The 8,159-nt window shown below is 42.5% G+C and carries 13 protein-coding genes and 1 pseudogene; 6 read left to right on the forward strand and 8 right to left on the reverse strand.

Annotation, left to right across the window (positions count from 1 at the left end; genetic code table 11):
• Positions 1–195, forward strand: a pseudogene (locus L1D55_RS26125) (IS5/IS1182 family transposase); the annotation flags it as partial.
• Here the strand turns inward: L1D55_RS26125 and L1D55_RS26130 are convergent.
• Positions 192–536, reverse strand: a complete 345-nt coding sequence (locus L1D55_RS26130; protein ID WP_239919396.1) for a hypothetical protein — start codon at positions 534–536, stop codon at positions 192–194. The pseudogene L1D55_RS26125 and the gene L1D55_RS26130 sit on opposite strands and share 4 nt — an antisense overlap.
• A gap of 22 nt (positions 537–558) precedes the next feature.
• Positions 559–780: a hypothetical protein gene (locus L1D55_RS26135; protein ID WP_239919397.1), complete on the reverse strand. Its 222-nt coding sequence runs from the start codon at positions 778–780 to the stop codon at positions 559–561.
• Between the two features lie 329 nt (positions 781–1,109).
• Here L1D55_RS26135 and L1D55_RS26140 point away from each other — a divergent pair, with 329 nt between their 5' ends.
• The 4 genes from L1D55_RS26140 to L1D55_RS26155 all read left to right on the forward strand — a co-directional run bounded on the left by L1D55_RS26140 (position 1,110) and on the right by L1D55_RS26155 (position 3,915).
• Positions 1,110–1,637: a hypothetical protein gene (locus tag L1D55_RS26140; RefSeq protein ID WP_116871013.1), complete on the forward strand. Its 528-nt coding sequence runs from the start codon at positions 1,110–1,112 to the stop codon at positions 1,635–1,637.
• A 158-nt stretch (positions 1,638–1,795) separates the two neighbouring features.
• Positions 1,796–2,797, forward strand: a complete 1,002-nt coding sequence (locus L1D55_RS26145) for an amidohydrolase family protein (RefSeq protein ID WP_239919398.1) — start codon at positions 1,796–1,798, stop codon at positions 2,795–2,797.
• Positions 2,794–3,174: a hypothetical protein gene (locus tag L1D55_RS26150; RefSeq protein ID WP_239919399.1), complete on the forward strand. Its 381-nt coding sequence runs from the start codon at positions 2,794–2,796 to the stop codon at positions 3,172–3,174. The genes L1D55_RS26145 and L1D55_RS26150 overlap by 4 nt, the downstream gene beginning before the upstream one ends.
• Before the next feature lie 108 nt (positions 3,175–3,282).
• Positions 3,283–3,915 (forward strand): DUF3299 domain-containing protein, encoded by a 633-nt coding sequence (locus tag L1D55_RS26155; RefSeq protein ID WP_239919400.1) that lies wholly within the window; start codon positions 3,283–3,285, stop codon positions 3,913–3,915.
• Between the two features lie 120 nt (positions 3,916–4,035).
• Here the strand turns inward: L1D55_RS26155 and L1D55_RS26160 are convergent, their stop codons facing one another.
• The 6 genes from L1D55_RS26160 to L1D55_RS26180 all read right to left on the reverse strand — a co-directional run bounded on the left by L1D55_RS26160 (position 4,036) and on the right by L1D55_RS26180 (position 7,882).
• Complete coding sequence (locus L1D55_RS26160; protein WP_239919401.1) at positions 4,036–4,557, reverse strand: hypothetical protein; 522 nt, start codon at positions 4,555–4,557, stop codon at positions 4,036–4,038.
• Positions 4,558–4,820: 263 nt separating this feature from the next.
• On the reverse strand, positions 4,821–5,321 hold the full coding sequence (locus tag L1D55_RS26165; protein ID WP_239919403.1) for a GNAT family N-acetyltransferase: 501 nt from the start codon (positions 5,319–5,321) through the stop codon (positions 4,821–4,823).
• An 81-nt stretch (positions 5,322–5,402) separates the two neighbouring features.
• Positions 5,403–5,876 (reverse strand): GrpB family protein, encoded by a 474-nt coding sequence (locus L1D55_RS26170; RefSeq protein WP_239919404.1) that lies wholly within the window; start codon positions 5,874–5,876, stop codon positions 5,403–5,405.
• 32 nt (positions 5,877–5,908) lie between these two features.
• Positions 5,909–6,148 (reverse strand): hypothetical protein, encoded by a 240-nt coding sequence (locus L1D55_RS27755; protein ID WP_345772799.1) that lies wholly within the window; start codon positions 6,146–6,148, stop codon positions 5,909–5,911.
• A 98-nt stretch (positions 6,149–6,246) separates the two neighbouring features.
• The gene (locus L1D55_RS26175; RefSeq protein ID WP_239919405.1) at positions 6,247–6,843 is read right to left on the reverse strand and encodes a DJ-1/PfpI family protein; all 597 of its coding nucleotides are present in this window, start codon (positions 6,841–6,843) and stop codon (positions 6,247–6,249) included.
• 94 nt (positions 6,844–6,937) lie between these two features.
• Positions 6,938–7,882: a DUF3644 domain-containing protein gene (locus tag L1D55_RS26180; RefSeq protein ID WP_239919406.1), complete on the reverse strand. Its 945-nt coding sequence runs from the start codon at positions 7,880–7,882 to the stop codon at positions 6,938–6,940.
• A gap of 106 nt (positions 7,883–7,988) precedes the next feature.
• Between L1D55_RS26180 and L1D55_RS26185 the strand changes: the two genes are divergently transcribed.
• Positions 7,989–8,159: transposase (locus tag L1D55_RS26185; protein ID WP_239917833.1), on the forward strand; the 171-nt coding region annotated here is incomplete at its 3' end.

Consider the following 8,159-nt stretch of genomic DNA (forward strand, 5'->3'; position numbering starts at 1 on the left):
GATTCGCTAACTCAATGGAAAACTGACTCTGGCTACCACGACCGTTCAATCTCTGAGACGGCAATGTCCCGATATAAAGGACTGACTAGCGGCACATTGAGCTTGAGATGTTATAACGCTCAAGTTGGTGAGGCGTTAGCAAACGTCAAAGCAATGAACAAAGTTCTAGGACTAGGTATGCCTATTAGAAACTAACAGGTAAGTTCCGTAGGATAGATACGTCCTTTAGCTGATTTGATCAACAACGCCAAGTTGAACTCTTTTGACTTTGCTAAAAAGATATCACTGTGTGCTGATTTAGAATTAGCAATATCATCAATTGAGCTTAGAGTTTGAGGAGAAGAATTGGCAGTAAGAGAAGAAATTGCTTCATCTAGATTCATGAATTCAACTTTATTTTGTTGAATTTTATCTACAGCGAATTTAATGGCAGCTTTAGATTTATAGTATCCCTGCAGGTTATTATCTTCGTTAGCGTAGGCCGATGTTGCTATTGATGAAACCCCAATAACTAGAGGTAATAGTATCTTTGACATAACTTAATATTCCTTCTAGTTTTTAATTGGAGTTGCTTGGTGCTTCAAAGCCAGTAATGCTTCCAGACGAAAACTCTACAGTGCTCAGTTTCTTTAACTGACTGGCACTCAGCTTAAGGGCCGAACGCTCTGAAGACGTTTTAGAAGCCGCGATGTTGTTGTTCGAAGTATTACCTCCGCCACCACCACCGCCGCCACATGCAGTAAGTGAAGCCAGTAATATTAAGCCAATGATTTTCTTCATGCATTTATTCCTAACATTAAACGTAGACTTAATGTCCACATCCGAATAGACACACAAGATAAAAACATAAAGTTCCCACCCTAAGAATAAATATCATTGTTGATTTTTACGTTAATGTTTAATAAAAGCCCAAAATAGAAATTCAATATAAAATAAGGTTTATATCATTCTTTCTCTCACCGCAGCTCCTGAACAAAAGTGCAAAAATGAACAACAAAATATTTTATTTATTTTGACTTTATTCTCCTCGAACTTCATCTTCCTCAACTTACCTAGTTAATAAAATACCATCCGATTTTCGCCCCGCTGGCATTACCTTTATAAGTCATATGAAAATTAAAAATTTAATACCTCTACTGCTATGTACCTTCTCTCACCAAGCATTGTCTGCTGCAAATTTCACTACAGATTTTGTAGAGCTTGGGATTCAAACAAAGCCAAATGGTATTAGTTTGGAAGGGGGACGAGATATCAATGACAGCCTTGCGCTTCTGGGTGGGGTAAGCTCAAATGCCGATCTCGATGAAGACAACTATGACGTCTATATTGGGCCTCAAGTTTACGGGCCAATCAACCAAGCCATCGATCTCAATACTCAACTATTGCTTCACTACAACAAAGGATCTTACGCTCCGGGGAAAAGCAAAACCTTTATTGAATTCAACGCAGGGCTTCGTGCCTGGATTACTCAACGAGTAGAAGCAAATGTCATGGTGGGGGCAAATGGAGAGCATTCGATCTTTACGTTTGGCGCGAGATTCCATGCAACGGATAAAGCCGCGTTCTCGATATCTTCTAAGAATAACGGGATTTATGGGCCTCAACTACAACTTGGTGTTAGATACAATTTTAATTAAGTGACTGTAAGTAAGGGTTCTTAAAAGCAAAGTAGCCATTTGGTGACACATCTCGTAATCAACCTATTTATCACAGCAAAACCCCAATACACATCCTATATTTAACAGTGGCTTAACTTCAGTAAGTTCAGTTCTACGTTAATTATAAGGATATAAAAATGAAGAAGACTTTGCTTGTCTCTTCACTCGCATTGGTAGCGTCGTTTGCCTATGCCGAACAAGAGGCTCAATTACCACAGACGTTATTTCAAAATGTCGATGTCTTCAACGGCACTGAAAACAAGTTGTACGAAGACCACTTTGTATTGGTCGAAGGCAACATCATTACCTCCATTTCAGCAAAAACAATTGATGTTCGCGACGATGCCGTAGTGATAGACGGTACAGGCAAAACCTTAACCCCAGGCTTTATCGAAAACCATGCGCACTTGATGCTAATGGGCCCAAGCTTGCCAACGATGGAATCGAATACCACATGGGAAGATTTCGCAATACACGGAACGCGTATGGCAGAGATGTACCTGATGCAAGGGTTCACCACAGTTCGTGATGCAGGCGGAGCCAACGGTGGTCTAAGAAGAGCCATCGATGCAGGGCAAATTATTGGGCCTCGTTATTACCCATCCGGTGCATTTTTGAGTACTCGTGGCGGACACGCCGACTTTGCCAACTACACCGCCCCTGTCGGTGAAGAAACCAACTTTAGCCGTTTAAATATGGCACAAGAAGTCGATAGCGTTGCCGAAGTGAAGAAGTACGCTCGTAACAACTTCCGCATGGGTGCAACTCAATTGAAATACATGCAATCCGGTGGTGTGGTATCTGCCTTTGACCCGTGGCAATTACTGGCAGGTTCACCAGAAGAAGTTGGTGCAGCGGTTGAAGTAGCCGATACTTACGGCAGCTATGTAATGGCGCACTCCTATCGTAAAGAGGCGATCATTGGCGCACTAAACGCAGGCGTTAAATCGATCGAGCACGGCTTTATGTTTGACTGTGAGATTTCAGAACTCATGGAAGAAAAAGGAGCGTACATCACCACTAACCTTACCGCGTTCGACCCTAACCTTCTTGAGATTCCTGCAGTTAAGAACGTTGCATCAAGTTTAGCCAAAGCAAAATCGGCTTCTGCCGCGTTTAAAGATACATCCCGAATATGAAGAAGTGTCCAGCTCCTCGTGGCTTCCAGACTGACTGTGTAGGCTCTGTTGATGCTTGTAACATTCAAATCGCTTACGAGAAAAAGCTAAACAATGACTTCTTTGGTCCTTACGAATCATTAAAAACTCTTACGTCTGTCGGTGGTGAAATTGCCACACTATCAGGTGACTTCATGAACCCATACCCAGATGCGAAACTGGGTGTGATTGAGAAAGGCGCATACGCAGATATCCTGCTGCTTGATGGTAACCCATTCGAAGACTTTTCTGTGGTAGGTACCGGTGACCAATGGTTTGGTGCCGATAAGCGACCAGACTCACCAGAAAGCATTAAGCTCATTATGAAAGATGGTGTTATCTACAAAAACACACTTTAGACATCAAGTTTCAAAGTCATAGCTCATAGATAAAGCTTGGTTCATCGGCTGTTACAAGCTGATGAACCACTTGAAACGACCTAACACCAACCAATAGCGAGCCAAACATTGATTAGATTTATTGCCCTGTTTGTATCCATAGTTTCGTTTGGTAGCCTAGCAAGTGAACCAACAGAACTCGATTGGAAAGACCTGAGACCGGTACATGCACAGAACCAAATCGTATTGCCTGAGATTAGCTATCAACAAAAACTGACACTTCAAAAAATATTCACCTTAAGCCAGTATGACGATCCAGAGAGTAATGATGAGTTAGCCAGCCTCAAAGAAACATTGAAATCGGAAGGGCTAGACGCCGATGAATTACTGAAGTTGCGTTCAGAATACATCGCGAATCAACAGCGAGCATCAGAAACAGTCACTCACGACTTTGACGGTAAGAAGGTGCGTATACCTGGGTTCCTCGTTCCAATTGCTTTCTCAGCTCCTCTCGTCGCTACCGAATTCTTGTTAGTTCCTACTGCTGGAGCATGTATACATATGCCACCACCACCAGCGAACCAAATAGTCAGAGTCTCTTACCCTGAGGGCTACAAAGTAGAAACCGTTCAGTACCCAGTTTGGGTCGAAGGCGTGATTTCATCAAAACTGACCACCGATAATGTCTATCTTGTCGATGGCGATACCGATGTCACCATGGGGTACGATATGAATGCTTCGTTGGTAGTAAATTACCACTAATCTCCTAACCGTTAACAGCTAGGCAGGTTCAAACATGAAATGTCACTGAACTTACCTTCGATGTAAATCAAAAGAGCCTACACCCTAGGCTCTTTTTTCATCTCACCAGTAAGTCGTCACTTACTGTGCGCACTTATCTAACTTAAGCTCTGCTGTCACCTTAGTTAGGCGCAGAGCAATCGCGAAGCACACTAAGTAAGGACTCACATACCAGAAGAGGCTCTCTAACGGCTGTTTTACCTGTGCCTCTCTGGTTTTTATGTATTGGTTTTTCTGTTTTTCATACTGGCTCAGCATCCCACTCACCCAGACTGCATCGCTTTCCACTAACGGCACGCTAGGTGCAGGAACCGTAAAATCAGCCGCATTTGGCAACAGAGTGAAATCCACATCTTTGAACGTCATCGCAGTGTTCAAATACCATAAACACGCTTGATGGTGCTGCCCATGATTGTCTAATGATGGTTGCCCATTGCAAACGTCACTTCTTAACTTATCCAAAGAAAACTGCTGTACAGACTCTAAAATTGCCACCGCTCTGGTTTGCTCAGTCTCGACCCAGTCACCTGCGACTTTGGCACGAATTTCAGACACAGCACCGAGCATTCCAATACCCGCCAGTAGCGGCCACAAATAGTCCATCAGTTTCCATTTTCGTCGGCTCAAGTTGAACCCACACCAAATAGGAAGGTGTAAAAGGAGCGTTAGCCCCAGTGATAGCAAAACGAAATTCAAAGAGCTAGAGAGCATGAGTTCGCTATCGAAGAAGTTCTTCATAATGAGTTACTTGCTGTTAAACAAGGAGTGATTCGATACTAAGAGCGATATGAAAAAAGAGTGTAAGGGGAAAGTAAAAACAGCACCAAGAATTGGAACTAGTGCTGTTTATTTGAGCACGTGCGGCATTAGCCGTTTCCCTGAGGAACTAAGCGTTTGCCTTGAAGTAACCGCTTTTCCATCGGGACACAATCGAGGCTAATACCTCTAGGAGAGTGATAAGCGGAAGTTTCATCACCAATAAAACCACACGAACGATAAAACGCTGCTGCATTCAGGGTTGATTCTAGTTTCATTAGGGGCAAGTTATGCTGATTCGCTAACCCCTCTAAGAATTGCAGCATCATTTTAGCTGCACCTTTACCGTAAAAATCAGGGTCTACGAAAATCGCATCGACCATACCCGTTTGGGTATTGATCTTACCGCTACCAATCACTTGGCCATCCACTTGGGAAACGTAAAAGGTTGCTCCAACGTCAGCAATAAATGCCTCAGACATCTCGCCCTGTGTCCATAGTGAAAGCTGTTCTTCCGAGTAATAAGCGGGACACTGGTCAAGAATGGCGCGACTGCGAATATCAAAAATATCATTGGCATCAGAATCAACCGCTTTTCTAATTGTAATCATAGGCCTACCTCGAGGAATTGGTGGGAAATGGAATGCCATGACGGTGTGGCTAACATCAGTCAACTATCACAAGACGAGTGGCTATTTCAGCCCTAACACATATTCGATAAAAGCTGACTTCTTTTCACGATATTTGTCTTTTGACCAACCTTTACAAGACATTTTAAGGGCATTGTATTGTTGGACTAAAGTCCGGTTCATACGCAGCTTGTCACGAAACGTCAAAAAGCACTCAAACTCAGAACCATTGGCGACCACTTGCAATGCCACATCTTCAGAGGATATGGATTCCAACATGCACAATTCGGGCGTTCTTAGCGTATCGAGTTTCTCTTTAAAGCCGAGTGTTGTAAGTCGTTCTACAGCATCCTCAAGCTCGTTGGACTCAACGCCAACGAAGATATCTAAATCGCCCTTAGATACGGCCAACGGAATGGACGATGCGCCGACGTGCTCAACTCTCGCGTTAAGGAGTCGCTTCTTGATATCACGTTCGTATCGTTCAAACATCTCATGGCAAGCAGCTTGATATTGCTCTGCTGGGTAAAATCGCATGCGTCCCCACTATTCAAATTAGCACTAGTACATTAAAGGCTATTAAATACGCCTATTGCTAAAAGAAACAGAACGATACTAATAATCCCAATATTAGATACTCGCTCCCGCTCTTTTTCGTCAGGTGTAAACGAAGGAAAACGTCCTAAAGTGAACACCTTAGATACAACCCACCCCACGCTAAAGCAAATGATGTCCATAGTGAAGAACTGGAAAAGCATTCGAAAGAACGCACCAATGAACCTAAAGAGAGTGAGCACTATGTCTTCCATTTTCTGCCCTAATTAAAGTCAACTTGGGACAGAAAGTGCCACGGGTAGAGATTCATATCAAGAACCTTATACAGAACTGCACGCGTAAAGGATAGCTCTTAGAGGTAAGGATTCACCACCGACATGCAATGCTTTACTGAATTTTCTTTCTCACCTACAGGCGCAACATAGTGAATTGCAGATTCGGTGTGAGCTTGGTCTGCGAGTTTACTGATAACCCATGCTGCTAGATATTTCGATGACAAGCAGCCACCCGCTGTTGCAATGTTACCTTCCGCATAAAACGGCTGATCCAGCACAGTCACGCCGGATTCAATTACCCATGGCTTCGTTGTTAAATCAGTACAGGCTGGGACTTGATTCAGCAATCCCAATACCGACATTAACAAAGTCCCTGAACATTGACCGCCAATCAATTGTGTTTGTGGATTGAGGTTCAATCTTGAGAGTAATTTAGAGTCTTGGGCGATATCGCGAGTCAGCAAGCCACTACCAAACAACACCGCATCAGCAGTATTGGCAAACTCCAGAGGTTGCTGAGATTGAATTGTGACTCCATTCATTGAAGTCACTGATTCTGTGGGGCTAGTGATCTTAATATTCCAGCCAAACCCTTTCATTCGGTTCAAAATACCCGATGCGATGAAAGAATCCAGCTCGTTGAATCCATCAAATGTTAGTATGGCAATATCCATATTTACCCTTACCTCTTTGAATAATCGAAACTTCAGTTCAAGTATTATATGTACACCAACCCTGAACTGAACATATTAGCCTAAGAGATTACCATCATGCAGTCGCTTTCTTACGCCTGTTACGATAACTTTTCAAAGCGCCAGTCAACCAATTTTTCTGATGTAAATTATTCACAAACCATTCAATGAATGCTTCTGAGTATCTATGTCGTCCATCTAACTCATAATGGTAATTTGAACATTTGGAGTTCTGAATTTTATTTTTCTTAACAACCGCTTGAAATGAGTGGCTTGTAATATTTACATACTCTTGCCTTGCGTTGATTTTTTCAATGGCCGTTTTCTGGTGATACGGATGAGTGATATCTGGGCCTTTGGTCTCTCGAATGATGATTGCTTTTTCACCACCGTCACTCAGGGAGAGCGACAAATCACTTTCTGACGATTTTTTAGTCAATGCCAATTTGTAATCTATAGATATAGAAAATTCATCTGAGTCACACTCTTTCGCAATTTCAGTAAATTTCGTCAAAAAACTTTTAACTTGGCAAGCGGTAAGCTCACCATAAGTTTCTTTAATTACCGCGGTTTCAGGCTCAAATCCATCAACAATAAGACTAAGCAAACCCACACTTTGACCAGCTAGTGGGCTATTACCCATTAGTAATTTATACCGTTTTTGATAGTTAAGAACTGTTGCTTGAAACAAACGCGATAGTTGAGGTTGTAACTCTGGAATTAAAAGATGAATAGCCTGATCACGCAAATCTATTAAGGTTTCCAAATTCTTAAATACATTGTCAGAAGGGTCCATTAGCTTAGACATAGCTTCACGAATGCTAATGCTAAAGTTGCCATCTTTAAAAATGCTGGATGCTCCGTCTCTTTTAGCCAATTCCGATTTCAACATAAGCTCCCAAGCGTTCACCATCATAATCGTAAATGCTTCTACACGATTACCTAATGTTGGCCGGTTATATACCTCCAGAGCTAAAGTAAAAGCGTCATGACTTCTTTTAATGAGCTGATTTGAGAACACTTCATCAGGTGACTTTCCTTGAGTATTTGGCGTTGTTGACTAAATCCGTTGGAACCTTTTCTCAGTCCTGCGATCTGATCCCATGTAGTAGAAGCATGGTGTTGTTATGGGTAAGTCGAAGAAGAAGATAGCGAACTGGAGTGAGTATAATGAAGCCTTGTGCAAGCGAGGCTCAGTAACGTTTTGGATTGACGACTCAGCCGTTGAAGCATGGCAATGTAAAAGTCACCATGGTAAACGAGGTAGAGGCTTTCAATTTTCTGATACTGCTATTGAA

Source organism: Vibrio sp. Isolate22 (genome assembly GCF_022398115.1).
Taxonomy (GTDB): domain Bacteria; phylum Pseudomonadota; class Gammaproteobacteria; order Enterobacterales; family Vibrionaceae; genus Vibrio.